The sequence below is a fragment of the Butyrivibrio sp. XPD2006 genome (assembly GCF_000420865.1).
Lineage (GTDB): Bacteria > Bacillota > Clostridia > Lachnospirales > Lachnospiraceae > Butyrivibrio.
Window position 1 is genome coordinate 284,870 of sequence record NZ_ATVT01000001.1, and the last position, 26,377, is coordinate 311,246.

Consider the following 26,377-nt stretch of genomic DNA (forward strand, 5'->3'; position numbering starts at 1 on the left):
TGATTTTAATGGAGATTATTATGGGTACCAACGAAGAAAAGTATGAGTCACTTAAACTTGGAAAGCAGCTTTGTTTTCCTCTTTATGCCTGCTCTAAAGAAATAATAAGGAAGTATAAGCCATATCTTGATGATATTGATCTTACCTATACTCAGTACATAACAATGATGGTTCTCTGGGAGAAGCACACTGTTAATGTTAAGACTCTCGGAGAATGTCTTTATCTTGATTCCGGTACACTTACACCGGTACTTAAAAAACTCGAATCCAAGGGGTACATTACAAGAGTAAGATCCTCTGAGGATGAGAGAAATCTTGTAGTATCCATCACAGATGAGGGAGTAGCTTTAAGAGACAAAGCGCTCTCTATTCCTGATGCCATGGGCTCATGTGTTCAGCTCACTGCAGAGGAAGCGGGAATACTCTATAAGCTTTTATACAAGATTATTGGAAATGTTAGATAATCTTTATTGATTTTTTATGCCTAACAAAATATAATGTTATTCGGTCAGTTGTGCGTTTATTGGGGATTAAATTTTTTTGAAGTCGAAAGTCAAAAAATTAACATAAACGCACATTCTTTATGGAGGTTTATATGAAAGCTCACTCTCATGATCATCATGATCACCATGAGCATCATCATGACCCTGAACATATGAAAGCCATCGTCAATAGGCTTTCAAAGGCAATTGGCCACCTCGAGTCTGTAAAGACCATGGTGGAGAATGATCGCGACTGTACCGAGGTTCTCATCCAGTTGGCAGCTGTGAGATCCGCAATCAATAACTGCGGAAAAGAGATCCTGAAAGAACACATGAGTCATTGCATTGTCCACGCAGTTCAGGACGGAGATGAACAGGCCATCATCGAATTAAATGAGGCCGTCGACAAATTTATGAAAAACTCCTAAGCAAACGCTTGGAGAATTGTATGTGAAAGGGGCGAAAATCCTTGACTATTCCAATTATTGACGTAGTAAACTTTCTAATTCTATTCCCATTTATCATGGCAGTAATAATAGGTCTTCTTAAGCAGACAAGCCGTCTCAGAAGTGCTGTTATTATGATTGGTGGGTTTACTATCATGGCAGCTGCTATTTATGTAGCGGTTTCTGTTATTGCATCCGGAGATACATCACAGTTTGTGTATCTTACTGAGACTCATCTGCCTGATAAGTTTGTGATCGCAGGAGAAATCTTCCTCATGTGCCTTGTATGCTTCCTTAGCATCAAGTACAAGAAGTACTATGCGATCCTGTTTTCACTTGCAGGAACCATTCCTGTTCTTTGGATGGACCTTACCGGCAGAGTAGTGGAAGGCAATACTCATATCAGAATCGATACCTTTGCTGCAGTAATGTATCTTATTGTAGGTATCGTAGGTATTCTTATCTGTATCTATGCATCAGGTTACATGAAGGACTATCACAATCATCATACTGATGTACAGGACAGATCAAATTATTTCCTTGCTCTTATGTTTGTTTTCCTTGGAGCAATGTTCGGACTTATTTCTTCAGACAGCCTCGGATGGATCTATTTCTTCTGGGAGATCACATCTGTTTGTTCATTCCTTATGATCGGTTATACAAGAACACAGGAAGCAGTAGATAACTCATTCAGAGCACTTTGGATGAACCTTCTCGGTGGATGCGGTTTTGCAGCCGGACTTATGATCTGCAACATGGCATTTGGTATTTCTAATCTCAGCCAGGTGACAGATATGGGCGAGGCAGCTCTTATAGTTCCCGCAACACTGTTTGCATTTGCTGCACTTACAAAGAGTGCGCAGTTCCCATTCTCAAGATGGCTTCTTGGCGCCATGGTTGCACCTACACCGTCAAGTGCACTTCTTCACTCAGCTACAATGGTTAAGATCGGTGTATATATGCTTATCAGACTTTCACCTCTTATGAAGGGAACTCTGACAGGTGTTATGATCACTGTCATCGGTGGATTTACATTCTTTGCAGCATCACTTCTTGCAATTACAGTTAGTGACGGCAAGAAGGTACTTGCTTATTCTACAATTTCAAACCTCGGACTTATCACAGCCTGTGCAGGCACAGGAACTCAGGAGGGTGTATGGGCAGCTGTAATGCTTGTTCTTTTTCACGCTGTTTCCAAGTCACTTCTGTTCCAGACTGTCGGAGATATCGAGAACTGCATGCACAGCCGTGACATTGAGGATATGCACGGACTTATCATTAAGCTTCCAAGACTTGCATTTATCATGATCATCGGTATCTGCGGTATGTTCATGGCACCTTTCGGAATGCTTGTATCAAAGTGGGCAGCGCTTAAATCCTTCGTTGATTCAGGTTCTGTATGGCTTGTTCTTTTCCTTGTATTTGGTTCAGGAAGTACTCTTTTCTACTGGGCTAAGTGGCTTGGCAAGATCTGTACTGTTATCCACCAGTCATTTGAGCTGGAAGATATAACACCAAGAAGTGAGCTGGTTTCAATTTTCCCTCTTACTTCACTTATAATCATCATGTGCTTTGCATTCCCATGGATGTCAGGACATATGGTACAGCCGATCCTTGATGAGGCTTATCACGCAAACATTCCTGATGTTATCGGCGGAAGTGATGTCATCATCATGATGATCATGGTAGCTATGGTATTCATGATCCCTATCGGATCAAGAATCCTCTCAATCGGTAAGAACTCCAAGATGACAATGTCTTACGTTGCAGGTGTTAACGCCGGTGATGACAGACATTATATAGATTCATTCGGTAAGGAGAGAGCTCTTTACATGTCTAACTGGTACATGGAAGAATATTTCGGTGAAAAGAAACTTCTCTGGCCTTGTATCTGGGTAGCAGCTGTCCTGGTGGCAGTAATGCTGATCATCGTTGTTGGAGGTGCTATCTGATGGAAATTAACTTTATAATAAAAGCTGTACTATATTTAATACTTGCTCCGCTTATCGGAGGACTTCTCTCCGGTACAGACAGACTTTTCGCTGCACGTATGCAGGGAAGACAGGGCCCGCCTATTATTCAGCCCTTCTATGATGTAAATAAGCTCCTTCATAAGCAGACCACCGTTGTTAACAGCATCCAGGTTCTGTTTGTGACAGGATATCTTATCATGACTGTATTTACAGGTTGCCTATTCTTTGCAGGCGGAGATATGCTTCTTGTTTTCTTCGCGCTGTCAATGTCAGAGGTACTTATGGTTATGGCTGCTTTTTCTACCAACGGACCATACAGTATTATGGGTGCTCAGCGTGAGCTTCTTCAGATGATGTGCTATGAGCCTATGACACTTCTTGTTGCCATCGGATTCTATTATGCACAGGGAAGCTTCATGGTAAACGACCTTGTTAAGGCAAGCTCACCTGCTATTTTACAGATTCCCGGTTTCTTTATCGGATTTGTATTCATTCTGATAATCAAGCTTCGCAAGTCACCATTTGACCTGAGCACATCACATCATATGCATCAGGAAATGGTAAAAGGTCTTACAACAGACCTTTCCGGTTCTAACCTTGCTCTTGTTGAGATTGCGGAGTGGTATGACACAGTCCTGATGATGGGTATTGTTGGAATGTTCTTTATTACGCAGAGTCCTATCAGCAGAATCTGGGCAATTATCGCCTGTGTGGTTGTATTCTTCATTGAGACACTTATTGATAATGTGTTCCCACGAGTTAAATACATCACAATGCTGAAGGTTACATGGACAGTTATCCTGGTATTCGCAGGAACAAATCTGCTGATCCTTAACGTACTGAAATAAGAATAGAAGGGAAGTAAATCAATGAACATTGCAAAATCACCATGGGTGTTACATTATGACGGCTCCAGCTGTAACGGCTGTGATATAGAAGTTCTTGCTACCATGACACCTCTCTACGACGTTGAGAGATTTGGTATCATCAATACCGGAAATCCCAAGCATGCAGACGTGCTGCTTCTTACAGGAGGTATCAATGCACAGACAGCACCTGTTGTAAGACAGCTTTACAACATGATGCCTGATCCAAAGGTTGTTGTAGCCTGCGGTATATGCGCATGTGACGGAGGTATTTTCAAGGAGTGCTACAACATTTTGGGAGGCGCCGACAAGGTTGTTCCTGTAGACGTATATGTTCCGGGATGTGCTGTAAGACCTGAAGCTCTTATTGAGGGTGTGGTTAAGGCTGTAGGCATTCTTGAAGAGAAGAGACAGAAGTTAAAAGCATCTATGAAGCAGGGATACTGCACAGTAGATTATTCAAAGATGGCTATTCATATGACTGCCGACGATTACGATCCAAGCACACAGTATGATGCCGTACTTACAGAGGAAGCACTTAGACAGCAGGCCGAAGAGAAGATCAAAGCTACTGCTAAGCCGGCTCCCAAGCCTGCAGCTCCTGCAGCTGCAGCACCTAAGCCAGCACCGGCTCCGGCCCCTGCGGCAAATAATTCTGAGAAAGGAGAGAATTAAACAGTGAATACAGAGTTTATAACTGTTAATCCAGAAAGCATTATCGATGAATCTCAGAAGCTTAAATTTGCCGGATATCATCTAATTCAGCAGTGCGCAACAAGAGTTCCTGATGCATATGAGCTTATCTATACTTTCGGAAAAGACCTCGAGATGAAGAATATTAAGATGGTACTCCCGGAGGATCAGGAAATTTCAAGTATCACAAGTATTTTTCCTTGCGCATTCATTTATGAGAATGAAATGCACGATCTCTTCGGAGTTCAGATTAAGATGATCAATATTGATTTTGAAGGCAAGCTCTATCGCACAGCGATCGAGACACCATTTAAATAATTGGAGGAACCAAAATGTCTACTAGAAGTGTAATTCCATTTGGACCCCAGCATCCGGTTCTTCCGGAACCCATTCATCTTGACCTTGTAATGGAGGATGAGAAAGTTGTTGAAGCTATCCCTTCAATCGGATTCATCCACAGAGGTCTTGAAAAGCTGGTTGATAAAAAAGATTTTAATGAGATGGTCTATGTTGCTGAGCGTATCTGCGGTATCTGCTCACTTGGACACGGACTTGGATACAGTGAAGCTGTAGAGCACATTATGGATATTGATGTGCCTTCAAGAGCTAAATATCTCCGTACAATCTGGTCTGAGCTTTCAAGAGTTCATTCACATCTGCTTTGGCTTGGACTTCTTGCCGATGCTTTTGGATTTGAGTCACTCTACATGGAATGCTGGAGACTCAGAGAAGAAGCTCTTGATATGTTTGAAGCTTCAACAGGCGGACGTGTAATCTTCTCAGTAATGAAGGTTGGCGGAATCAGAAGAGATGTATCCGATGAGATGCTGAAGGACTTCTACCAGAGAATCAACAAGATGGAAGAAGATCTTAAGGTTATTGCCAAGCCTTTCCTTAACGATATGGCAGTTCAGACAAGACTTCGCGGAGTTGGAATCCTTGCTGCTGAGCAGGCTGATGCACTTGGATGCGCAGGACCTTTCCTTAGAGCAAGCGGCATTGCAAGAGATATCAGAACTACAGGATACTGCGCTTACGGTGATGTTGATTTTGAACCAATTGTATCTAATGAAGGCGATTCATATGCTCGTACAGAATGCCGTATCAAGGAGATTTTCCAGGCGTTTGACATTATCCGTCAGCTCATTGACCACATGCCTGCAGGAGATATTGATGTTCCTGTTAAGGGAATGCCCAATGGCGAATATGTAATGAGAATAGAGCAGCCTCGTGGAGAAGCTATCTATTACGTTAAGGCTAACGGTACTAAGTTCATAGACAGAATGAGAGTCCGCACCCCCACTTTTGCAAATCTTTCAGGACTTGTTGAGACACTTAAGGGATGCGACCTTGCTGATGTGCCTATTCTTGTTCTTACAATTGATCCATGTATCAGCTGTACAGAGAGATAATCATTTGTTAAAAGAGATGTTTTTCACTTAAAGGAGACCACAATGGCAATTGTAAGCTTTAATAAAACAGTATTACATAATCTCTTTTCAAAGCCCAAGACAAGAAAGGCTGAAAAAGAGTATCCCGAGGGAACAAGAGGACATGTTGAGAATGATATGGATCTCTGCATCCTTTGCGGATTATGTTCAATTAAATGCCCAACCCATGCAATAACCGTGGATAAGGCTGAGAAGACTTGGTCAATCAGACCTATGAGCTGCATTCAGTGCAGATGCTGTGTTGATAACTGTCCTAAGAAGTCACTTTCTATGGGACTCAGATTCCAGGAGCCCGGTTCAGAGAAAGTTACCAAGACCTTCAAGATGTCTGAGAAAGCTATTGCTGCTCAGGAAGCACTCATGAAGGCAGCCAAGGAAAAAGCAGCCGCTGCAGCTGCGGCTAAGGCAGCACAGGCAGCACAAGCCGGCGGAGCAGCACCGGCAAAGCCTGCAGCTCCAGCACAGGCACCTAAGCAGGAAGCACCTGTAGAAAACAAAGAATGATAAAAATCATAACAGTTAAAGGGGCGGTACAAGGTGTTGGTTATCGCCCCTTTATTGCAGAAAAGGCAACTGAATACGGCTTTAAAGGCTATGTTAAGAATATAGGGGCAGCTGTCGAGATACTCATTTCCGGTAAGGAAGCAGATATTGCCTCTTTTATTTGTTTGCTTGAAAAAGAGATGCCACAAGGAGCTTATATTATTTCCGTTAATGCCTTTGATGCACCTTCAGATACTGAGGTTCCGGAGAGCTTTTTGATCATTGAAAGCTCTGAGATAAATCTTAATGATGAAATCCCTGTATTTCTTCCGGACATAGGTATCTGCAATGATTGCATGAACGAGCTTCTTGATAAGGGAAACAGAAGGTATCGTCATCCGCTGATAAGCTGCGCAGTTTGCGGCCCAAGGTTCAGCATCTTAAACAGTCTTCCCTATGACAGGGATACGACTACAATGATCGACTTTGATATGTGTCATAACTGCCTTAATGAATACGGAAAGGGCAGAAGACATTATGCACAGACTATTTCATGCCATGATTGTGGACCACAGATGAAATATGTGCAGATAGATGAAAATGATTATGAGCTTGAATTTGAAAAAGAAGACGCGGTAGGAGAGGCAATTAATGATCTTAAAGCCGGTAAGATCATCGGACTTAAGGGAGTATCGGGATATCAGCTTGTCTGCGTTCCGACATCCGAAGCAGCTGCGTTATTAAGGAAAGTAAAGGGCAGAGAGAATAAACCCTTTGCTGTTATGTTTTCATCTGTAGAGGCTGCATCAGAGGCAGCTTATATAAGCGAAAAGGAAAAAGAACTTTTGGAATCTTCCGAAAGGCCCATAGTTCTTATAAAAAAGAAAACAGAATTTCCGTTTGAAGTTGACAAGGGAAGCAGTTATATAGGCGCTTTTTTGCCATCGGCAGGAATACACAGGATTCTCTGCGATGCTGTGGGACCTCTTATTGTCAGCAGTGGTAACAGATCGGGAAATCCGATCATATTTGATGATGAATTATTCCGTGAGACTTTTCTTGATAAGATCGGTGGAATTCTTTATCATGACAGAAAAATAAATATTGCTCAGGACGATTCTGTAGTATTTACAATAAACATCGGCTCCGGAGAATCTACCCAGTTTATCAGAAGGGCCAGAGGTTATGCGCCTTTGCCGTTTGTTATAGAAGGAAAAGAGTCTTTTGCCGAAAATAAAGACTGTGTTCTTGCAGTCGGAGGAGACCTTAAGAACACTATATCCTATGCCAAAAAAGACAGAGTTCTGACAACTCATTATATTTCAGACCTCAGTAATGATATTGATATTATGGAGTTTTGGAATCATGTAAAGGAGCATTACGAAAAGCTCTTTTCACTGAAACCTACAGTAGTTGTAAGTGATCTGCATCCGCTTTATGCATCATCATATATGGCATCGAAGATGGACTTAAAACAGTTAAGGCTTCAGCATCATTTTGCCCATATATATTCCGTTATGGCTGAAAATGGATTAAGTTCTGCACTTGGAGCGGCTTTTGACGGAACCGGCTACGGGGAAGATGCAGCTATATGGGGTGGGGAGTTTGTCTTTATAGATGAATGCAACCCATCAAGAAAAGGGCATCTCTCTTATGTGAATCTTGTAGGCGGAGATGAAGCCGCCAAGAACGCTGTTCAGACGATGAATTGCTACATAGGGCAATGTATCGGTGAAGGAATGTTGGATGAAGCTCTTTTCCCGGATAATAAGGATCTCAAAATGATGATGGCTGCTCAGAAGGTCGGAGCAGGGGCTTTCAGATCATCAAGTATGGGAAGGTTATTTGATGCAGTATCTGCGCTTCTTGATGTCTGCAGCTATAACACCTATGAGGGTGAATGTGCAGTAAATCTCGAGAAATGTGCCCAGAGCTTTATAACGGGCGGCGTTAGAGACTATCCGAAATTTGAGTTTATAATGAGAAAGACTGATGAAGGACTTGTCTTTGATCAGGTCTCCTTATTTAAAGATATATACATGTGTTATAATACTAAGGCCGCAGATAGAAATGCTATAGCATATGGCTTTCATATGGCGGTGGTAGACATGATCATAAGGGCCTTTACGGCTTTAAAAAAAGAAACAGGATTAAATACTGTATGCCTTTCCGGCGGAGTTTTTAACAACAGGATCATCCTTGGCAGAGCTGCAGAGGAACTTAAGCGCTGTGGCTTTGAAGTTTACTGGAACAGAAAGGTTCCGCTGGGAGACGGAGGTATTTCACTCGGCCAGGCATACTATGCGATGCTGACCGAAAGCACAGACAGGAGAAATTTATGTGTGTAGCATTACCCGGAAAAGTAATAGGACTTGAAGGAACTAAAGCCACTGTTGACTTTAGCGGAAATATTGTAACTGCAGAGGCTGGACTTGTTAAAGTGAATATCGGAGACAGAGTTCTCGTTCATGCAGGTTGCATCATTCAGACCATGGATGATTCCATGGCGGATGAACTTGAAGAGATGTTCAGAGAGATTGAGGATATAAGCGTTGGCGGCTGATAATTTTTTGCAGACAGTAATTGAAGAGCTGAAAAACTATGACGGTGATGAAGTGCGGATCATGGAGGTCTGCGGAACACATACAGCTGCGATTTCTGAAAATGGGATTCCTGCGATGTTATCGCCCAAGATAAGACTTATCTCAGGACCCGGATGTCCCGTATGTGTCACAGTGACTGCGGTTATAGATAAACTTGTAGAGCTTTCTCTTACCGAGAATACCTGTGTTTTGACATTCGGTGATCTCATCAGGGTCAAGGGAAGCAAGATGTCACTTGCCGATGCCAAGGCAGAGGGAGCAAATGTAAGGATGCTTTACTCGCCGATGGAATCAATAGCTTTGGCAAAAGAAAATCCGGCTATAAATTATGTTTTTGCAGCAATTGGATTTGAGACTACAACACCTGTATACGCAATGGTGATTGAGAAAGCTATAGAGGAGAATATAAATAATCTTAAGCTTCTTACATCACTCAAGACGATGCCTGAGGTTATCAGATGGGTAGTAAATAACGCAGGCGGAATTGATGGCTTCATCGCTCCGGGACATGTGGCTGCTGTGACCGGCGAGGGAGTTTTTAAAGACCTTGCAAAAGAACTTGGAATTCCCTTTGTGGTTTCGGGATTTGAAGGAGAGCAGCTTCTTTTAACAATCTATGCTCTTGTTAAGATGAAGGGCAAGGGTGGATTTAAGAATCTGTATAAAAAGGCAGTTACTCCAAATGGCAATGAAACAGCTCAGAAATGCGTTGATAAGTACTTTGAGTGCTCTGATTCATCATGGCGCGGAATGGGCAAAATTTCAGGATCAGGAATGATTTTGAGGCAGGAGTACAAACAATATGATGCCGGAAGTGCAGGACTTGATGAGGATCATATGCCGCCCGGATGTTCATGTGAAAAGGTCCTTGTGGGCAAGATAAGCCCGAATCAGTGTCCTTTATTCGGAAAGAGCTGTACTCCGGACAATGCACACGGAGCATGTATGGTTTCAACCGAGGGAAGCTGTTATAACTACTATATTTCGGGGAGGCATTAACTTGAGAATAACTATGGCTCACGGAAGTGGCGGAGAGTCGACTTCCAAACTTATTTCAGAGGTATTTGCCAAACATTTTAATAATGAGTATTTATCTAAACTCGAGGACTCGGCTGTGGTTCCGGGTGCAGGAAAGCTTGCTGTTACCACAGACTCCTTTGTGGTTACACCTCTTGAGTTTCCCGGAGGAGATATAGGAAGGCTTTGCGTATGCGGAACTGTTAACGATCTACTTATGAGCGGAGCTGTTCCGAAATATATAACCTGCGGATGTATTCTTGAGGAGGGGCTTGATATCGACCTTCTGGACAGGGTTATAGCTTCGATGGCTGAGACAGCCAAAGAGGCAGGCGTTGTTGTAGTAACGGGTGATACCAAGGTTATAGAGAACAGAGGCGGAGAAGGCGGTCTTATTATCAATACTTCGGGAGTTGGATTCATCCCGGATGATCTTGATGTTCCCGGTCCTTTTAAGCTCATGGATGGTGATAAGATCATTATTTCGGGTAATCTCGGAGATCATCATGCAGCCATACTGGGTAAACGCATGGGAATCGAATCAAATATTCTCTCTGACAATGCGCCTCTTTCTGAGATGGTAAAAAAGCTTATGGACGGCGGAGTACGTGTTCATGCCATGAGAGATGTAACCAGAGGAGGCCTCGGAACTGTTCTTAATGAGTTCAGCGAAGCTTCAAAGTGCAGTATTGAACTTGTTGAAACAGAACTTCCCGTATCTGCAGCAGTTAAGGATTTCTGCGGAATTTTGGGCCTTGATCCTATGTATATGGGAAATGAGGGCAAAATGGTACTCTCTGTACATAAGGATGATGCAGAAAAAGCTCTTTTGCTTATAAAACAATCCAGATACGGAGAAAATGCAAAGGTTATCGGATCGGTTTCAAAAGCCGATATAGATGGTGGAGACCGTGGAGTTTTCGTCAGGACAAAAATAGGCGGAAAGCGCGTGGTTGGGCCAATGTACGGCGAAGGACTTCCAAGAATTTGCTAGATGTGGTATTATACAATTCATAAGTTTTTTAAACAGTAATTTGTTTTTGATATGTTTTGATCAGGGTAAATTATGGAATTTAAGAGAATAAATAAAGATACAGTTACATGCATCATCACTGAAGATGATATGTTTGAACAGGGAATCAAGCTTGAGGACCTTTTTGAAAAGAAAAAGGAAGCCATGGACTTTTTGCATGAAGTCATGAAGAAGGCTGAGGAAGAGGTTGATTATAAGCCTACAGGTGCATTTATGCCAATGCAGATAACAGTCCTTCCGGATCATTCAATTTCCCTTACACTTTCAGAGAATGCTTCCGCATCCTTCAGCGAGATACTCAAGAATCTCACTGAGAAGGCCGGAATTCAGATCCCCAAGAATGTCCTTGAGGATATTGGTGACAGTGCATCAGAAGATCGCATAAACAGACTTAATGAGTATTTAAAGAGTCTTAAACAGCTCACCAATTCAGTTAAGGATATTATGGGCGATGCTGACAATACCCAGGACAATCCGGGCAAACTTACTGTAAACAAAGGCGCTACAGTAGAGAACACTAAGAATAAAGCTGATAAGATATCAACGGGTGCAAGCAGGAAAAAAGAGCATGCTGAAGAAGACAAGAACGAGCGCAGGCTCAAATTCCACGAGTATATCTTTGAATTTAATGATCTGAATACGGTCATCAAGTTCTGCAAGAAGGCGCCGAAGGGATTGAAGATATCCAGCAGCTTGTACAAGAATCCTGTAAACGGCAGATATTACCTCGACCTGATGAGAGAGGATGAAGAGGCCAAGATATTTGCATCACTGTTTACAATGGCATATGAATTTGGACATTTTCAAGCTAGTAACCTTCATGTAATTGCACACATTAAAGAGAATTATGATTGCATTATTAAGTGCAATGCAATCTATGAGATAGCATCACTTGATATGTGACGGAGATTATAGAGGAACGGCAATGAAAATTGCCGTTCTTTTTATTGATTAATGACGAGGGACTATGAGACTCAACAAGTATATTTCTTCCTGCGGAGTTTGCTCCAGAAGAGAAGCTGACAAGTTAATAGCTGACGGAAGAATTACAGTAAACGGGTCTGCCCCTTCACCCGGACAGGATGTGTCAGACTCTGACAGTGTATTTCTTGATGGCCGGGAGATTAAAGCAAAGAGTGAGCATAATTATCTTGTATATTACAAGCCTGTGGGCGTAGTATGTACCACAAGAGATGCACACGCCAAAAAGACTGTCATTGATGATCTTGGCTTTTCTGAAAGAGTGACCTACGCCGGAAGGCTCGATCGTGATTCAGAAGGACTTCTTATAATGACCGATGACGGCGACCTCATTCAGGCTATGATGAAGGGTTCCAATAAACATGAGAAGGAATATGAAGTCACTGTTGATAAGGATATAAACGGCGACTTTCTGAAACACATGTCTCTTGGGGTATATTTAAGAGAACTCGACAGAACTACAAGGCCATGCAAAGTTACAAGGACAGGAAAAAGGTCTTTTGACATTATACTTACACAGGGGCTCAACAGGCAGATCAGGCGCATGTGTCATGAACTTGGCTTTGAGGTGGTAAGCCTCAAGAGAACAAGAGTCATGTGTGTGGAACTCAAAAACCACAAGATTAAAGCAGGAGAGTATGAACGCCTCACAGCGGAAGAAATAGCTACACTATACAGAGATACGAAATTGGGGGAGAAAAATGGCAACAGAAGAGATAAAAAGGGAATATGAAGAGCTTTCAAAAACAATAAAGTATCATATGGACCTTTACTATAATCAGGATACTCCTGAGATATCGGATTATGAATATGATCAGCTTATGCAGAAGCTTAAAGCTATGGAAAGGGAGAATCCTGAGCTGATCACCAAAGATTCTCCCAGTCAGATTGTCGGTGGAACAGCCAAGAGAGAAGCCGGCGTCAAGATCACTCACAATGTTCCTATGCTTTCAATTGAAGATGTTTTTAATACCGATGACGTGACAGCTTTTGTAAATAAGGTGCACGGAAGGCATCCCGGAGCTCTTTTTTCGGTTGAACAGAAGATTGACGGACTCAGTATGTCTCTGAGATATAGCAGAGATGAGGCTGATGGCAAGCTTCATCTTACTTTGGCAGAGACAAGAGGAGACGGACTTATAGGAGAGGATGTAACAGCCAATGCGCTGGTAATTCCCGATGTACAAAAGATACTTGACCTTCCTTATGAGTATCTTGAACTCAGGGGCGAGGTTTACATGTCTCACGATGATTTTGAGGCTTTTAATGAGGAACAGGAAAAGGCCGGGAAAAAGCTTGCTGCGAATCCGAGAAATCTGGCAGCCGGAACGCTGAGACAGCTTGACCCAACCATTACAAGGAAACGTGGCCTTAAGATGTTTGTTTTCAATGTTCAGGACGGTCCTGATGAAATAAAGGCATCTCATGTCAAAGGAATGGAAATCCTGGAAAAGGCGGGAGTAAGATGCGTTTATCACAAGGCATGTGAGAATGCGGAGCAGGTCATAGAGGCAATTAATGCAATCGGGGAGATGAGAAATGACCTTGATTTTGACCTGGACGGAGCTGTCGTTAAGGTTGACAATACGGCCTGGAGAGATGATTTCCCTGCAGGAAGCAAGTATTCAAGCGGACATATTGCCTATAAGTATCCGCCCGAAGAGCGTGTGATCGAAATGGATGAGATACTCGTTGACGTGGGACGAACAGGAAAACTTACATTTACCGGAAGCTTCCATGATGCAGAGACAGGAAAGCCAGCAAGACTCTGCGGAACCAGTGTTTCAAGGGCAACTCTTCACAACCAGGACTATATTACAGATATGAAGATTGGAATAGGGGGCCATTACAAGCTATTTAAGAGCGGAGAGATAATACCCAAACTCAATGGATGTGTAAAAGAGCCGCCGGTAGTATTCGAAGCACCGAAAACATGTCCTGTATGCGGAAGTCATCTTGTAAGAGAGGAAGATACAGCGGATATAAGATGCATCAATCCGAACTGTCCCGCTCAGGTAACAAGGACAATAGCATATTTTGTCTCAAGAGATGCCATGAATATCATGGGCCTTGGAGATACACTTATAGATGCGCTTGTAAGCGAAGGATATCTTAAGAGTTACGCTGACATTTACCATCTCAGAGATCACAGAGATGTACTGATAGAAAAAGGCCTCATAGGCAAAGAAAAGAATACTGATAAACTTCTTGCAGAGATTGAAAAGTCCAAGGAAAACGATCCTGTAAGGCTTCTGACAGGCCTTGCCATCAGAAATGTCGGAAAATCCACCGCAAGAGAGATAATGAAGCATTTTGACAACCTGACTGAGCTTGAAAAGGTTACAGTTGACGGCTTCATGAGTCTCCCCGATATAGGACAGACAACTGCACAGGATCTGTATGATTTCTTCCATGATGACAAGAATACGGCTATAATTGAGGAAATGAAAAACCTGGGACTAAATATGCAGGCTGTGAAAGATGCGGATGCATCCGATAAACTGGCCGGAATGACAATTGTTGTGACCGGTACACTTCCTACCCTTGGCAGGAAAGAAGCAGAGGAACTCATTGTTAAAAACGGAGGAAAAGCTTCCGGAAGTGTTTCCAAAAAAACTTCTCTTGTGCTTGCGGGAGAAGCGGCGGGAAGTAAGCTCACAAAAGCCGGTGAGCTTGGTATTAAAGTTATAGATGAAGCGGAATTCTTAGATATGCTAAAATAAAAAACGGACATAAGCAGACATATCTGCACATGTACCGACAAGGAGATAAGCAAAATGCCAATCAAAGTAAAAAATGACCTGCCCGTAAGAGATATACTTGAAAAGGAGAATATATTCGTAGTAGATGAGAACAGGGCTATGCATCAGGATATCCGTTCGCTGCAGATATGTATCCTGAACCTGATGCCGCTCAAAGAAGATACTGAGCTTCAGCTTCTAAGGTCTCTGTCCAATACTCCTCTTCAGATCGATGTATCTTTTATGCAGATGAGTTCACATCACTCAACAAATACGTCACCTAACCATCTGAACAGGTTTTATCATACCTTTGATGAGCTGAAGGAGAATACTTACGACGGACTTATAATAACCGGTGCTCCGGTTGAACAGATGCCATTTGAAGAAGTGGATTACTGGGATGAGCTCTGTAGGGTTTTTGAGTGGTCCAAAGTCAATGTAACCAGTACTTTCCATATCTGTTGGGGAGCTCAGGCAGGAATTTATTATCACTACGGAATAGATAAAGTTGCTCTTCCGGAAAAGAGATTCGGAATATATCAGCACAGAGTAATGAACAGAAAGGTTCCGCTTGTAAGAGGCTTTGATGATGTCTTTTACATGCCTCATTCAAGGCATACAGAGACTCCCGCGGACAAGATTCATGAGTGTGATGATCTGGTAGTTCTTGCTGAATCACCTATAGCCGGTGTGTTCCTGTGCATGAACAAAGCAGGAAGTCAGATATTTGCCATGGGACATGCAGAGTATGACAGGCTTACACTGGATACTGAGTACAAAAGGGATCTATCCAAGAATCTTCCCATACAGCCGCCGGTAAACTATTATCCGGATGATAACCCGGACAATAAACCCGATCTTGTCTGGAGAGGACATGCCAACAATCTTTATACCAACTGGCTTAACTACTATGTATATCAGAATACTCCGTATAAATGGGGGCAGATTCTTGATGAGGAAAAGAGAAGTCTTGCCAAGCATGGTCTTACACAAAAGATTAACAAATAAGGAGAGACGTTTATGTCAGCATCCGTGAGGTTCAGAAATATATATACTCAGTTTCCGGGAGGAAAGCACAAAGTCCTTACACTAAGCTATGATGACGGCAAGATACCGGACAGAAGGCTTGTTTCAATCCTCAATGAGCATGGGATCAGAGGAACTTTCAACTTGAATTCGGGACTTGAGAACAATTCATTTGATGTTGCTTATAATGAGCGAATACCTATGGCTGAATTTACTGATCTGTATAAAGGCCATGAGGTTGCGTGCCACACAGCAACTCATCCAACCATAGCAAGAACACCCAGGGAACAGATGATTCTTCAGGTGATTGAGGATAGAAGAGCTCTTGAGAGGATCATGGGATATACAGTAAGAGGGCTTGCATATCCCAACGGCTCTGTTGATGACAATGTTGTGGATGCTCTTAAGGCATGTGGAATCAGATACGGAAGAACTGTTAATTCAACGCATGGCTTTGGAATGCCGGGGGATTTCTTAAGATGGGATCCGACATGCCATCACGCTGATCCGGCTCTTTTTGATCTGGCAGATCAGTTCATAGATAATCATAAAACCCAGTATTTGTATATGTTTTATTTATGGGGACACAGCTATGAATTCGAGCGTGATAATAATTGGAATATTATCGAAAAGTTTTCTAAAAAAATAGAAAACAAATCGGACATATGGTATGCAACCAACATAGAAATTGTTGATTATCTGGATGCGGCAAGCCGCGTACAAGTCTCTGTTGACGCGGATTTCGCCTATAATCCAAATTCTCAGAGTGTATGGATTGAGGTTGATAAAAAGACGATTGAGCTCAAGGGAGGAGAGACCACAGAGTTGTAATTTGTATTTAAATAAGTTAAAATAAATATGTTAAGTCGATAATTTTTCTTCAAGGAGAACGCATATGCCTCTAAATCTTGAAAACGAAGACGCAAACGTAAATGCTACAGATCTCAAGAAAAAACCTACTAAGAAAACCAAGGAAATGCTTGAGGAGAATGCAAAACAGATTGAGGAACTCACGGCTTCTCAGACCGAACTGGACTCCGAACTTGCTGCTCTTGAGAAAGAGGAGAAAGCTCTTGGGGAGAAATCTGCTCTGAAGATGAAGGTTTCTCACAAGAAGTTTGGTGAGGGTGTGATCACTAAACAGGATGGAAAATATATCGAAGTAAAATTCGCTGATGTGGTCAAGAAATTTGTTCTTCCCGGATGCATTGCCAACAAATTCCTGGAAGTAGAAGATGAATCCATTCTTGATTATTATCAGAAATGCAATGACATCCATGAAAAGAAGATGTCTACAGAGCTGAAGATTAAATCTGCTACCTATGCCATCCAGAGACATGAGGATGCAATTGAGAGATTGAAATCAAAGCTTAAATAATCATGTAATAACAATGCCACGGCAAAAGCCGTGGCATTTTTTAATTTATTTGCTTATCAAACTACCTTTTTCTGCTCTTCCTGAACCTTTTTCTGCGCAGTTGAGAGCATTAGCTTGATTCTGTTGAGCTGGTTAACTTCAGATGCTCCGGGATCATAGTCTATGGCTACGATGTTACATCCGGGATACAGATGACGCATCTGTTTAATAACACCTTTACCTACTACGTGATTAGGAAGACATCCAAAAGGCTGTGTGCAGACTATATTGGTTGCTCCCTCGTGAATCAGCTCAACCATTTCACCGGTTAAGAACCATCCTTCACCGGTCTGATTACCGATAGATACTATGGGCTCTGCGTACTTAACAAGCTCATAGATGCTTGTATGCGGATCAAAGTGTATGCTTTCTCTGAATGCTTTTGCAGCTCCCGCTCTGAGCTTTTCGATAAGCCAGATTGCACCGCGCATAAGAACAGCGGCTTTCTTGGAAGTACCGAGCTCTTTGGCTTTGTAGATCTGATTGTAGAAGCAGTAAAGCATAAAGTCGATAAGATCGGGAACAACCGCTTCAGCGCCTTCGGCTTCTAAAAGCTCCACAAGGTGGTTGTTGGCAGCCGGAGCGAATTTAACAAGGATCTCGCCGACTACACCTACTCTTGGCTTAACCTCGTCTGTAAGTTCAATCTTATCAAAATCCTCTACAATGTCGCGGCAGATTTTCTGGAACTTAAAGTAGCTCATATGCTTGGAAGTTACAAAGTCAGTAGCAACTTTCTTCCATTTCTCATGGCATGCATTGACTGAACCCTTGACCTTCTCGTAAGGGCGCATGCGATATACACATCTCATGAATACGTCGCCGAATATAGCGCCGTAAGCAGCTCTCTGAAGCATCTCGGCGTTGATATGGAAGCCCGGGTTTGCTTCAAGCTTGGAGAGGTTTAAGGAAACTACAGGAATCTGCTCCATACCGGCCTTTTTCAAAGCTCTTCTGATAAAGCCTACATAGTTGGTGGCTCTGCATCCGCCACCTGTCTGAGACATGATGACAGCTGTCCTGTTAAGGTCATACTTGCCTGAGTGAAGCTCATCCATAATCTGTCCTACAACCCAAAGTGAAGGGTAGCAGGCATCATTGTTTACATACTTAAGACCCATATCGATCGCATGTCTGTTATCGTTCTGCATAACAACAAAGTTGTAGCCGCAGGCAGCAAAAGCGGGCTCTAAGATATCAAAGTGTATAGGTGACATCTGAGGGCAGAGAATAGTATAGTTCTTTCTCATATCCTCAGTGAAAAGTACTCTGTTATTGGCAGTGGATCTGATGGTCCTCTGCTGGTTCTTTTGCTTTCTTACACGGATAGCGGCAAGAAGTGAACGTACACGTATTCTTGCGCTGCCAAGGCTGTTTACCTCATCGATCTTAAGGCAGGTGTATATCTTGTCAGAACCTGAGAGAATATCGTTAACCTGATCCGTTGTTACAGCATCCAGTCCGCATCCGAAGGAGTTGAGCTGAATAAGATCAAGATCATCACGTTCTCTTACAAAACTTGCTGCAGCATAGAGTCTTGAGTGATACATCCACTGGTCCGATACGATAAGAGGTCTCTCTGGCTTGCCCAGGTGAGATACGCTATCCTCAGTAAGTACAGCAACTCCGTAAGAACAGATCATATCAGGAATACCGTGATTGATCTCGGGGTCAACATGGTAAGGACGTCCGGCAAGAACGATACCATGTCTGCCGTTTTCTTCCATCCATTTAAGGGTTTCTTCGCCCTTTATCTGTATGTCTCTTCTTGCTACGGCCATCTCTTCCCAGCCGTCTTTGGCAGCATTTATGACAAGCTCTGCAGGAATCTCAGAAAACTCTTTTACAAGAGCATCGGTTACGGTCTCAATACTTGTAAATGCCATAAATGGGTTGCGGAGTTTGACCTCGCCTCCTGTAATGGCTTCAACGTTATTCTTAATGTTCTCCGAATATGATGTAACAATAGGGCAGTTGTAGTGGTTGGTTGCACCTTCTACCTCTTCGCGCTCATAGAAAAGACCGGGATAGAAGATAAAGTCAACCTTCTGTCTGATGAGCCACTCAACATGTCCGTGAGATATCTTGGCAGGATAGCACTCTGATTCACTGGGAATTGACTCAATACCAAGTTCATAAATCTGGTGAGTAGATCTTGGCGAGAGAACAACTCTGTAGCCCAGCTTTGTAAAGAAGGTGAACCAGAATGGATAATTCTCATAGAAATTAAGAACTCTGGGTATACCTACAGTTCCTCTCGGAGCTTTGTCAGCATCTAGAGGTTCATAACCAAATATTCTCTTATATTTGTAGTCAAAGAGGTTAGGAATACCCTCTGCATTTTTGACCTTACCGATACCACGCTCACACCTGTTACCGGAAATGTGCTGACGTCCGCCTGTAAACTTGTTGATTGTAAGTCTGCAGTGGTTGGTGCATCCCTGGCATGTTGTCATGCTGGTTGAGTACTGAAGAGCATTGATCTGATCAATAGAGAGCATAGTGGTCTTATAATCCTCAGTCTCACTGTATCTGTCTCTTGCAATAAGTGCGGCTCCGAAAGCACCCATGATTCCGGCAATATCGGGCCTTATAGCCTCTGCACCTGAAATTATCTCGAAGGCACGCAGAACTGCGTCATTGTAGAAAGTACCACCCTGAACAACGATGTGCTCGCCGAGGTCCTTGGCATCCGATACCTTGATAACCTTAAAGAGCGCATTCTTGATAACAGAGTATGCAAGACCTGAGGAGATATCAGCTACATCAGCGCCTTCCTTCTGAGCCTGCTTTACTCTGGAGTTCATGAATACCGTACATCTTGTTCCGAGATCTACAGGTGATTTAGCATAAAGAGCTACCTTGGCAAAATCCTGTACGCTGTAATCCAGGGATTTGGCGAAGGTTTCAATAAAGGATCCGCAGCCTGAGGAACATGCTTCGTTAAGCTGTACGGAATCAACTGAATTATTCTTGATGTGGATACATTTCATGTCCTGACCGCCGATATCAAGTATGCAGTCAACCTTGGGATCAAAGAATGCAGCAGCGTTGTAATGTGCAATAGTCTCTACTTCACCGTCATCAAGAAGAAGAGCAGACTTAAGAAGAGCTTCGCCATAACCTGTAGAGCATGCTCTTGCAATCCTTACGCCTTCGGGCATAAGCTTATAAATCTCCTGAATTGAGGAAATTGCAGTCTTTAAAGGACTTCCGTTGTTGCTTGAATAGAAAGAGTAGAGAAGATCTCCATCCTCACTGATAAGCGCACACTTTGTGGTGGTTGAACCGGCATCGATTCCGAGGAAAGCATTCCCCTTATAATCATCAAGTTTTCTGGTCTTGACACGATATTTATCCTGACGATCCTTGAATACCTTGTAATCCTCCTCGTTTTCAAAGAGGGGATCAAGCCTTGATACTTCAGCTTCCATCACAATCTTGCCTGAGAGCTTGCCAACCATCTCATCCATTGTGTAATGGGTGTTCTCTTCGGCATTCATGGCTGAACCTATAGCGGCAAAAAGATGAGAGTTGTCGAGGTTGATGGCATGTTCGTCATCGAGATTTAAAGTGCGGATAAAAGCAGCGCGAAGCTGATCAAGGAAGTGTAGAGGTCCACCCAAAAACGCTACATGGCCTCTTATGGGTTTACCACAGGCAAGACCTGAAATAGTCTGGTTGACAACAGCCTGGAAAATTGAAGCTGAAAGGTCTTCCTTGGTAGCACCTTCATTGATAAGCGGCTGGATATCAGATTTGGCAAATACGCCGCATCTGGCTGCTATTGTATATAATGAATTGTAGTTTCTGGCGTAATCATTAAGTCCTGTGGCGTCTGTCTGAAGAAGGGATGCCATCTGGTCGATGAAGGATCCTGTACCGCCTGCACAGATGCCGTTCATCCTCTGTTCAACATTTCCGTCCTCGAAGTAAATGATCTTGGCGTCCTCACCACCAAGCTCAATTGCAACGTCGGTCTTAGGTGCAATGGCCTTAAGGGAAGTAGATACAGCTACAACCTCCTGAACGAACGGAACCTCTAAATGTTTGGCAAGTGTAAGTCCGCCTGAACCGGTGATGACGGGATGAAGAGTGATGTTACCGCACTTGGCCTGTGCCTCCTTTAAAAGGTCAGCAAGAGTTTCCTGAATGTTGGCGAAATGCCTTTTATAATCGGAGAATACAATATTGTTTGTATTGTCCAAAAGAGCGATCTTAACGGTTGTAGAACCGATATCAATACCTAATGTGTAATCCTTGGAAATCATAGTATACCTCTTTTTCTTCTTATTATATGTTGCAGAAGACAATCCCTATGATTATAATGCACTGGTAAGTAAAAATCAACGAAACAAATTGTATAAAATATGTTAATATATAAAAGTCTAAATTTTTAAGAAGAGGTCTTTTACATGAATAAATTCTTGAGCAATATGGAAAGAAAATTCGGCAGATATGCAATAAACAACCTTACATTGTATATCATTGTCCTGTATGTTATAGGCTATGTGATAAAGCTTATGCCTAACGGTGCTATGATCCAGTATTACCTTACACTAAATCCTTATCTGATCCTTCACGGACAGATATGGCGACTGGTTTCCTGGGTTCTTATTCCTCCGACGGCGCTTAGCATCTGGCTGCTCATTACTTTGTATCTGTATTACTTTATCGGAACGACAATGGAGAGAACAGTCGGCACCTTCAGATATAATGTTTTCATTTTTGGCGGAATGCTGCTTATGATAGTTGCTGCGTTTATCTCTTATGGATGGGTTGTATTAACCTATGGAGCAGAAGGAGAGATGGCCGTTGCCGGTAAGATGATGTACTATTCAGGCTATTTCAGTACATATTACGTACAGGAGATGGTATTTTTGTCATTTGCTATCAGCTATCCGGAAATCCAGCTTCTGCTTATGTTTATAATACCTGTTAAGGTCAAGTATCTGGGAATACTCTATGCGGCATATATGGCAATAGAGGCTATATTTACCGGCATTATTGGAGGAGACATTCCGGTTCTGTTTGTTATTCTTTTCCAGTTTATAAACCTTGGACTGTTCTACATTTCAACGGGTAGGGCATATCACTTTAAGCCCAGTGAGAGCCACAGGAGAAAAGAGTTCCAGCAGAATGTTAAGATGGCGCCTAAGGGAATAACAAGGCACAAGTGCGCTGTTTGTGGCAGAAGTGAGACCGATGATCCCAATCTTGAGTTCAGATTCTGTTCTAAGTGCAATGGCAACTATGAATATTGTCAGGATCATCTCTTTACACATCAGCATATTAAATAACTTATAACGGGAGTAATATGGGAAACATAGATAACAAGGAAAAAGAATTTGCGGAGACCCTCAAGTACGTAACAAGACTTGCAAGGGAGAATAAAAACGTCATTGTCAGGGAGCAGGTGGATGATGCTTTTGCTGAACTTGATCTCGATGAGAAGCAGCTTCAGATGGTTTATGATTATCTGAAACAGCACAATATCGGCATAGATGAAGCTATTGATACATCCGATAACCTTACAACTGAGGAGACCAACTATCTTCAGGATTATCTCGAGAGTCTTGAAGGACTTAACAGGCTCTCTGACGGAGAGAGAGAAGCAGTTTCTATGGCTGCCATCGCAGGAGATAAGGCTGCACAGGATAAGCTTATAGAAAATTATCTGCCTATGGTAGTTGATGTAGCCAGGATGTACGCGGAGCAGGGAGTGTTTTTGGAAGATCTGATAGGAGAGGGCAACGTAGCGCTTACAAAAGGGGTTACAATGCTTGATGCTGTAGGAGAACCTTCGGAAGTCGAGAGTTTTTTATATAAGCTTATGCTTGATGCCATGGAGAAGATCATTGAGGAGAACCTGGCAGAAGATACCGGAATGCAGAAGGTCCTTAATCTTGTTAACGAGGTCAATGACAAGGCAAAAGAGCTTTCAGAGGACCTCAGACGTAAAGTAACCGTTGAAGAGCTGATGGAAGAGACAGGATGGGACGAAGACAAGATCCGCACAGCCATCAAGTTCAGCGGAGATAACATTGAAGATATCGAGATGGGCAAAAACGATAAGGCATGAATAACATAGTAAACGAAGATGATTTTAAATATTATATGCAGGACATTGAAAGGCATTATTTCGGAGGAAGGTATAACTACAAAGAGATACTGGACAATGAAATGACTCCTTTCAAGTTCAAGACCATTATCACCAAGTATCTTAAGGACGAAGTGGATTACGATACGACAATCGAGTCACATTTATATCATCTGAATAAAGAGGGATTTGATTACAAGATATTTAAACAACTCAGAGCCAGGATAAGAGTATGTCAGTACAAGAATCCCGAAAAAAGAGAAAAGGGCTTTAAGGAAAAGATATATACAGTAGAACAACTGGTTAAGATCGACCCTTCGGAAAAAGAGAGAATGGGTATGATCATCAGCGAGCTTATAATATCAAAGCTTGCTCTGTTTGGATTCTCGATATGATTTCTCAATAATAAAAATAATAAAAGAAAAGAAGAGCATAAAAAAATCACCCGGATTACTCCGAGTGATTTTTGTTTTTGAAATTAAGCTCTTTCAACTTTGTTTGATCTAAGGCAACTTGAACATACATTCATTCTCTGTGTAGCTCCATTGATTTTAACTGCTACGTGCTGAACGTTTGACTTCCAAACTCTGTTAGATCTTCTATGAGAATGGCTTACGTTGTTTCCGAAATGAACGCCCTTGCCACAAATTTCACATTTAGCCATTTTGACACCTCCTTATAAGCCATGTAAAAGTTCATATAGCAAATTTATGCGGAAATTTCCGCAACATTGATATATTAGCAAATATCAAAAAGGATTGCAAGTAAAATCTGAAAAATTTATAGTTTATTTTTTTTCAAAGTACGTTATAATAAAACATGTATGCGAATTTGAAGGTTACGCATTAAGGAGGATAAATATGAAGGCTTCAGTGGTAAACACTCACATGGGAAATATTTCTATTGATAATGAAGTTATTGCCCAGTATGCCGGTGCGGTTGCAATGGAGTGCTTTGGAATCGTAGGAATGGCTAACGTAAATGTTAAGGATGGTCTTGTTAGTCTTTTAAAGCTTGATTCCATGACAAGAGGTATCAATGTTACCCTTGACCAGAACAACAAACTTAAACTGGATTTTCATGTTATTGTTTCATACGGCGTAAGTATTTCTGCTGTATCAGAAAACCTTATAGATACTGTTAAATATAAAGTTGAGGAATTTACGGGGCTTGAAATCGAAAAGATAAACATCTATGTCGAAGGCGTCCGTGTCATTGATTAAATCGATTTTAAGTTCAGGAGGAATTTGTTTTGAGTAATAATTCTATTGACGCTAAGATGATGGCCAAAATGTTTCTTAGCGGTGCCAAGAACCTTGATGCCAAAAAGGAATGGATCAACGAACTGAATGTTTTCCCTGTACCTGACGGAGATACAGGAACAAACATGACAATGACTATCATGTCAGCAGCCAAGGAAGTTCAGAACCTGGGTGATTCTGCAGATCTTGAAGCTATCTGCAAGGCTATTTCATCAGGGTCACTGAGAGGAGCAAGAGGTAACTCGGGTGTTATCTTATCACAGCTTCTTCGTGGTTTCACCAAGGTTGTTAAACAGCATGATGTTATTACGGTCAATGTTCTTTCAGAGTCTTTTGATAAGGCTGTTGAGACTGCATACAAGGCTGTTATGAAGCCCAAGGAAGGTACAATCCTTACCGTTGCCAAGGGTGCAAGTGAGAAAGCTCATGAGCTGGCAATGGAGGGATGCGATGATATCGAGACCTTCTGCAATGAAGTAATTGATTATGCGGAGGAGGTTCTTTCCAAAACTCCCGATATGCTTCCTGTTCTTAAACAGGCAGGCGTTGTTGATTCCGGCGGACAGGGTCTTGTTCAGGTACTCAAGGGTGCACGTGACGGATTCCTTGGCAAGGAGATAGATCTTTCAATCAGTGAGGATGCAGGTACACCTGGCGCCAAAGCGGTTCCCGGTGCAGAGACCAAGCAGGAAGACATCAAGTTTGGCTATTGTACAGAGTTTATCGTTCTTCTCAATAAGCCTCTTAATGTTAAACAGGAAATAGATTTCAAGGGATTTCTTGAGTCAATCGGAGACAGCATAGTAATGGTTGCCGACGATGAGATCTGCAAAGTCCATGTTCACAGTAATGATCCGGGACTTGCTATCCAGAGAGCTCTTATGTACGGTCAGCTCTCCAATATGAAGATTGACAACATGTGGATGGAGCATAGAGAGAAGCTCTTCCATGAGAACTCGGACGGATCATGGTCAGAGATCCAGACTGAGATAAACGGAGCTGCAGAGCTCACACCTACTTACAGTGCCGGTGATGATATTCCTCTTGGCGACAAGGTGGATATGTCTTCAGAGCCCGAGGAAGATCTCGGACCTCGTAAGGATGTAGGATTTGTAACTGTTTGTGCAGGCTCAGGACTTGCTGAGATATTTAGAGGACTCGGCGTCGATTATGTAATTGAGGGCGGACAGACAATGAACCCCAGTACTGCAGATATTCTTGATGCAGTTGCCAAGGTAAATGCAGATACTGTAGTTGTTCTTCCAAACAATAAGAACATTATCCTTGCAGCCAATCAGGCGGCCATTATGTCAGAGGATTCCGATGATGGCAAGAAGATTGTAGTCGTTCCTTCCAAGACAGTACCTCAGGGAATAACAGCTATCATCAACTTTGTACCGGACGTTGCAATTGATGACAATATTGCTGCAATGACAGAGTCACTTTCTACCGTCAAGACCGGTGAAGTTACTTATGCGGTAAGAGATACGGTAATCGATGATGTTACCATCAAGCAGGGTGACTACATGGGAATCGGAGACAAGGGAATCCTTGATGTCGGCTCCGATATTGCGGATGTAACCTTTGGTATGCTTGAGAAGATGATGAGTGATGAGCTTGAGCTTATCAGTGTATATTACGGAGACGAAGTAGACGAGAAGGATGCAGAAGCTCTCAGAGACAGAATTTCAGCACAGTATCCTCAGTGTGATGTTGAGCTTCAGTTTGGCGGTCAGCCAATTTACTACTACGTTGTCTCTGCTGAATAAAGCTTTTAAAGCCGGGCTGTTTTAGTCCGGCTTT

At 42.5% G+C, this 26,377-nt stretch carries 25 protein-coding genes; 23 read left to right on the forward strand and 2 right to left on the reverse strand.

Annotated features, from left to right (window positions below):
- Window positions 1-20: 20 nt before the first annotated feature.
- The 18 genes from G590_RS0101305 (at window position 21) to G590_RS0101390 (ending at window position 17,173) form a co-directional block, all read left to right on the forward strand.
- The gene (locus G590_RS0101305) at window positions 21-464 is read left to right on the forward strand and encodes a MarR family winged helix-turn-helix transcriptional regulator (RefSeq protein ID WP_022763862.1); all 444 of its coding nucleotides are present in this window, start codon (window positions 21-23) and stop codon (window positions 462-464) included.
- 131 nt (window positions 465-595) lie between these two features.
- Window positions 596-910 carry a metal-sensing transcriptional repressor gene (locus tag G590_RS0101310; protein WP_022763863.1) on the forward strand — a complete coding sequence of 105 codons (315 nt, stop codon included), beginning with the start codon at window positions 596-598 and terminating at the stop codon, window positions 908-910.
- A gap of 41 nt (window positions 911-951) precedes the next feature.
- Window positions 952-2,880, forward strand: a complete 1,929-nt coding sequence (locus G590_RS0101315; RefSeq protein ID WP_242829752.1) for an NADH-quinone oxidoreductase subunit 5 family protein — start codon at window positions 952-954, stop codon at window positions 2,878-2,880.
- The gene (locus G590_RS0101320; protein WP_022763865.1) at window positions 2,880-3,749 is read left to right on the forward strand and encodes a respiratory chain complex I subunit 1 family protein; all 870 of its coding nucleotides are present in this window, start codon (window positions 2,880-2,882) and stop codon (window positions 3,747-3,749) included. The genes G590_RS0101315 and G590_RS0101320 overlap by 1 nt, the downstream gene beginning before the upstream one ends.
- A gap of 21 nt (window positions 3,750-3,770) precedes the next feature.
- Window positions 3,771-4,442 carry an NADH-quinone oxidoreductase subunit B family protein gene (locus G590_RS21800; protein WP_022763866.1) on the forward strand — a complete coding sequence of 224 codons (672 nt, stop codon included), beginning with the start codon at window positions 3,771-3,773 and terminating at the stop codon, window positions 4,440-4,442.
- Window positions 4,443-4,445: 3 nt separating this feature from the next.
- The gene (locus G590_RS0101330) at window positions 4,446-4,778 is read left to right on the forward strand and encodes an NADH-quinone oxidoreductase subunit C (RefSeq protein ID WP_022763867.1); all 333 of its coding nucleotides are present in this window, start codon (window positions 4,446-4,448) and stop codon (window positions 4,776-4,778) included.
- 14 nt (window positions 4,779-4,792) lie between these two features.
- Entirely contained in the window at window positions 4,793-5,872 is a 1,080-nt protein-coding gene (locus tag G590_RS0101335; protein WP_022763868.1) for a hydrogenase large subunit, read from the forward strand.
- A 42-nt stretch (window positions 5,873-5,914) separates the two neighbouring features.
- The gene (locus G590_RS0101340) at window positions 5,915-6,415 is read left to right on the forward strand and encodes a 4Fe-4S binding protein (protein ID WP_022763869.1); all 501 of its coding nucleotides are present in this window, start codon (window positions 5,915-5,917) and stop codon (window positions 6,413-6,415) included.
- The gene (hypF, locus tag G590_RS0101345) at window positions 6,412-8,742 is read left to right on the forward strand and encodes a carbamoyltransferase HypF (RefSeq protein WP_022763870.1); all 2,331 of its coding nucleotides are present in this window, start codon (window positions 6,412-6,414) and stop codon (window positions 8,740-8,742) included. Before G590_RS0101340 ends, hypF begins: the two co-directional genes overlap by 4 nt.
- On the forward strand, window positions 8,733-8,957 hold the full coding sequence (locus tag G590_RS0101350; RefSeq protein ID WP_022763871.1) for a HypC/HybG/HupF family hydrogenase formation chaperone: 225 nt from the start codon (window positions 8,733-8,735) through the stop codon (window positions 8,955-8,957). The genes hypF and G590_RS0101350 overlap by 10 nt, the downstream gene beginning before the upstream one ends.
- Window positions 8,947-9,996, forward strand: coding sequence for a hydrogenase formation protein HypD (hypD, locus tag G590_RS0101355; protein ID WP_022763872.1), 1,050 nt, complete (start codon window positions 8,947-8,949; stop codon window positions 9,994-9,996). The genes G590_RS0101350 and hypD overlap by 11 nt, the downstream gene beginning before the upstream one ends.
- Window position 9,997: 1 nt before the next feature.
- Entirely contained in the window at window positions 9,998-11,008 is a 1,011-nt protein-coding gene (hypE, locus tag G590_RS0101360) for a hydrogenase expression/formation protein HypE (protein ID WP_022763873.1), read from the forward strand.
- A gap of 72 nt (window positions 11,009-11,080) precedes the next feature.
- Window positions 11,081-11,950 carry an adaptor protein MecA gene (locus G590_RS0101365; protein ID WP_022763874.1) on the forward strand — a complete coding sequence of 290 codons (870 nt, stop codon included), beginning with the start codon at window positions 11,081-11,083 and terminating at the stop codon, window positions 11,948-11,950.
- Between the two features lie 64 nt (window positions 11,951-12,014).
- The gene (locus tag G590_RS18020; RefSeq protein ID WP_022763875.1) at window positions 12,015-12,761 is read left to right on the forward strand and encodes a pseudouridine synthase; all 747 of its coding nucleotides are present in this window, start codon (window positions 12,015-12,017) and stop codon (window positions 12,759-12,761) included.
- Window positions 12,730-14,751: an NAD-dependent DNA ligase LigA gene (gene ligA / locus G590_RS0101375; protein ID WP_022763876.1), complete on the forward strand. Its 2,022-nt coding sequence runs from the start codon at window positions 12,730-12,732 to the stop codon at window positions 14,749-14,751. The genes G590_RS18020 and ligA overlap by 32 nt, the downstream gene beginning before the upstream one ends.
- Window positions 14,752-14,805: 54 nt before the next feature.
- A complete protein-coding gene (gene metA, locus G590_RS0101380) occupies window positions 14,806-15,777 on the forward strand; it encodes a homoserine O-acetyltransferase MetA (RefSeq protein ID WP_022763877.1) in 972 nt (323 codons plus the stop codon).
- A gap of 12 nt (window positions 15,778-15,789) precedes the next feature.
- Window positions 15,790-16,626, forward strand: a complete 837-nt coding sequence (locus tag G590_RS0101385) for a polysaccharide deacetylase family protein (RefSeq protein WP_022763878.1) — start codon at window positions 15,790-15,792, stop codon at window positions 16,624-16,626.
- Window positions 16,627-16,690: 64 nt separating this feature from the next.
- Window positions 16,691-17,173: a hypothetical protein gene (locus tag G590_RS0101390; RefSeq protein WP_022763879.1), complete on the forward strand. Its 483-nt coding sequence runs from the start codon at window positions 16,691-16,693 to the stop codon at window positions 17,171-17,173.
- Between the two features lie 56 nt (window positions 17,174-17,229).
- Here G590_RS0101390 and G590_RS0101395 read toward each other — a convergent pair whose 3' ends face one another.
- A complete protein-coding gene (locus G590_RS0101395) occupies window positions 17,230-21,483 on the reverse strand; it encodes a 2-hydroxyacyl-CoA dehydratase (RefSeq protein WP_022763880.1) in 4,254 nt (1,417 codons plus the stop codon).
- A 144-nt stretch (window positions 21,484-21,627) separates the two neighbouring features.
- Here G590_RS0101395 and G590_RS0101400 point away from each other — a divergent pair, with 144 nt between their 5' ends.
- The 3 genes from G590_RS0101400 to G590_RS0101410 are packed head-to-tail and all read left to right on the forward strand — an operon-like array spanning window position 21,628 to window position 23,707.
- Window positions 21,628-22,512 carry a hypothetical protein gene (locus G590_RS0101400; RefSeq protein WP_022763881.1) on the forward strand — a complete coding sequence of 295 codons (885 nt, stop codon included), beginning with the start codon at window positions 21,628-21,630 and terminating at the stop codon, window positions 22,510-22,512.
- Window positions 22,513-22,529: 17 nt separating this feature from the next.
- Window positions 22,530-23,294, forward strand: coding sequence for a hypothetical protein (locus G590_RS0101405; RefSeq protein ID WP_022763882.1), 765 nt, complete (start codon window positions 22,530-22,532; stop codon window positions 23,292-23,294).
- The gene (locus G590_RS0101410) at window positions 23,291-23,707 is read left to right on the forward strand and encodes a hypothetical protein (protein WP_022763883.1); all 417 of its coding nucleotides are present in this window, start codon (window positions 23,291-23,293) and stop codon (window positions 23,705-23,707) included. The genes G590_RS0101405 and G590_RS0101410 overlap by 4 nt, the downstream gene beginning before the upstream one ends.
- 83 nt (window positions 23,708-23,790) lie before the next feature.
- On the opposite strand, the gene rpmB is transcribed toward G590_RS0101410, so the two are convergent.
- Window positions 23,791-23,976, reverse strand: coding sequence for a 50S ribosomal protein L28 (gene rpmB, locus G590_RS0101415; RefSeq protein ID WP_022763884.1), 186 nt, complete (start codon window positions 23,974-23,976; stop codon window positions 23,791-23,793).
- 196 nt (window positions 23,977-24,172) lie between these two features.
- On the opposite strand from rpmB, the gene G590_RS0101420 reads away from it, so the two are divergent.
- Both G590_RS0101420 and G590_RS0101425 read left to right on the forward strand, forming a co-directional pair.
- A complete protein-coding gene (locus tag G590_RS0101420) occupies window positions 24,173-24,535 on the forward strand; it encodes an Asp23/Gls24 family envelope stress response protein (RefSeq protein WP_022763885.1) in 363 nt (120 codons plus the stop codon).
- A gap of 29 nt (window positions 24,536-24,564) precedes the next feature.
- Window positions 24,565-26,343 (forward strand): DAK2 domain-containing protein, encoded by a 1,779-nt coding sequence (locus tag G590_RS0101425; RefSeq protein WP_022763886.1) that lies wholly within the window; start codon window positions 24,565-24,567, stop codon window positions 26,341-26,343.
- The last annotated feature ends 34 nt before the right edge of the window (window positions 26,344-26,377 follow it).

Bases quoted from the DNA above. Each gene is read 5' to 3' on its own strand.
- G590_RS0101320 (WP_022763865.1), top strand. From the start codon at position 2,880: ATGGAAATTAACTTTATAATAAAAGCTGTACTATATTTAATACTTGCT.
- G590_RS0101310 (WP_022763863.1), top strand. From the start codon at position 596: ATGAAAGCTCACTCTCATGATCATCATGATCACCATGAGCATCATCAT.
- G590_RS0101340 (WP_022763869.1), top strand. From the start codon at position 5,915: ATGGCAATTGTAAGCTTTAATAAAACAGTATTACATAATCTCTTTTCA.
- G590_RS0101305 (WP_022763862.1), top strand. From the start codon at position 21: ATGGGTACCAACGAAGAAAAGTATGAGTCACTTAAACTTGGAAAGCAG.
- G590_RS0101395 (WP_022763880.1), bottom strand. From the start codon at position 21,483: ATGATTTCCAAGGATTACACATTAGGTATTGATATCGGTTCTACAACC.
- hypF (WP_022763870.1), top strand. From the start codon at position 6,412: ATGATAAAAATCATAACAGTTAAAGGGGCGGTACAAGGTGTTGGTTAT.
- G590_RS0101405 (WP_022763882.1), top strand. From the start codon at position 22,530: ATGGGAAACATAGATAACAAGGAAAAAGAATTTGCGGAGACCCTCAAG.
- G590_RS0101400 (WP_022763881.1), top strand. From the start codon at position 21,628: ATGAATAAATTCTTGAGCAATATGGAAAGAAAATTCGGCAGATATGCA.
- G590_RS0101410 (WP_022763883.1), top strand. From the start codon at position 23,291: ATGAATAACATAGTAAACGAAGATGATTTTAAATATTATATGCAGGAC.
- G590_RS18020 (WP_022763875.1), top strand. From the start codon at position 12,015: ATGAGACTCAACAAGTATATTTCTTCCTGCGGAGTTTGCTCCAGAAGA.
- metA (WP_022763877.1), top strand. From the start codon at position 14,806: ATGCCAATCAAAGTAAAAAATGACCTGCCCGTAAGAGATATACTTGAA.
- G590_RS0101365 (WP_022763874.1), top strand. From the start codon at position 11,081: ATGGAATTTAAGAGAATAAATAAAGATACAGTTACATGCATCATCACT.
- rpmB (WP_022763884.1), bottom strand. From the start codon at position 23,976: ATGGCTAAATGTGAAATTTGTGGCAAGGGCGTTCATTTCGGAAACAAC.
- G590_RS0101420 (WP_022763885.1), top strand. From the start codon at position 24,173: ATGAAGGCTTCAGTGGTAAACACTCACATGGGAAATATTTCTATTGAT.
- G590_RS0101390 (WP_022763879.1), top strand. From the start codon at position 16,691: ATGCCTCTAAATCTTGAAAACGAAGACGCAAACGTAAATGCTACAGAT.
- G590_RS21800 (WP_022763866.1), top strand. From the start codon at position 3,771: ATGAACATTGCAAAATCACCATGGGTGTTACATTATGACGGCTCCAGC.
- G590_RS0101335 (WP_022763868.1), top strand. From the start codon at position 4,793: ATGTCTACTAGAAGTGTAATTCCATTTGGACCCCAGCATCCGGTTCTT.
- G590_RS0101385 (WP_022763878.1), top strand. From the start codon at position 15,790: ATGTCAGCATCCGTGAGGTTCAGAAATATATATACTCAGTTTCCGGGA.
- G590_RS0101350 (WP_022763871.1), top strand. From the start codon at position 8,733: ATGTGTGTAGCATTACCCGGAAAAGTAATAGGACTTGAAGGAACTAAA.
- ligA (WP_022763876.1), top strand. From the start codon at position 12,730: ATGGCAACAGAAGAGATAAAAAGGGAATATGAAGAGCTTTCAAAAACA.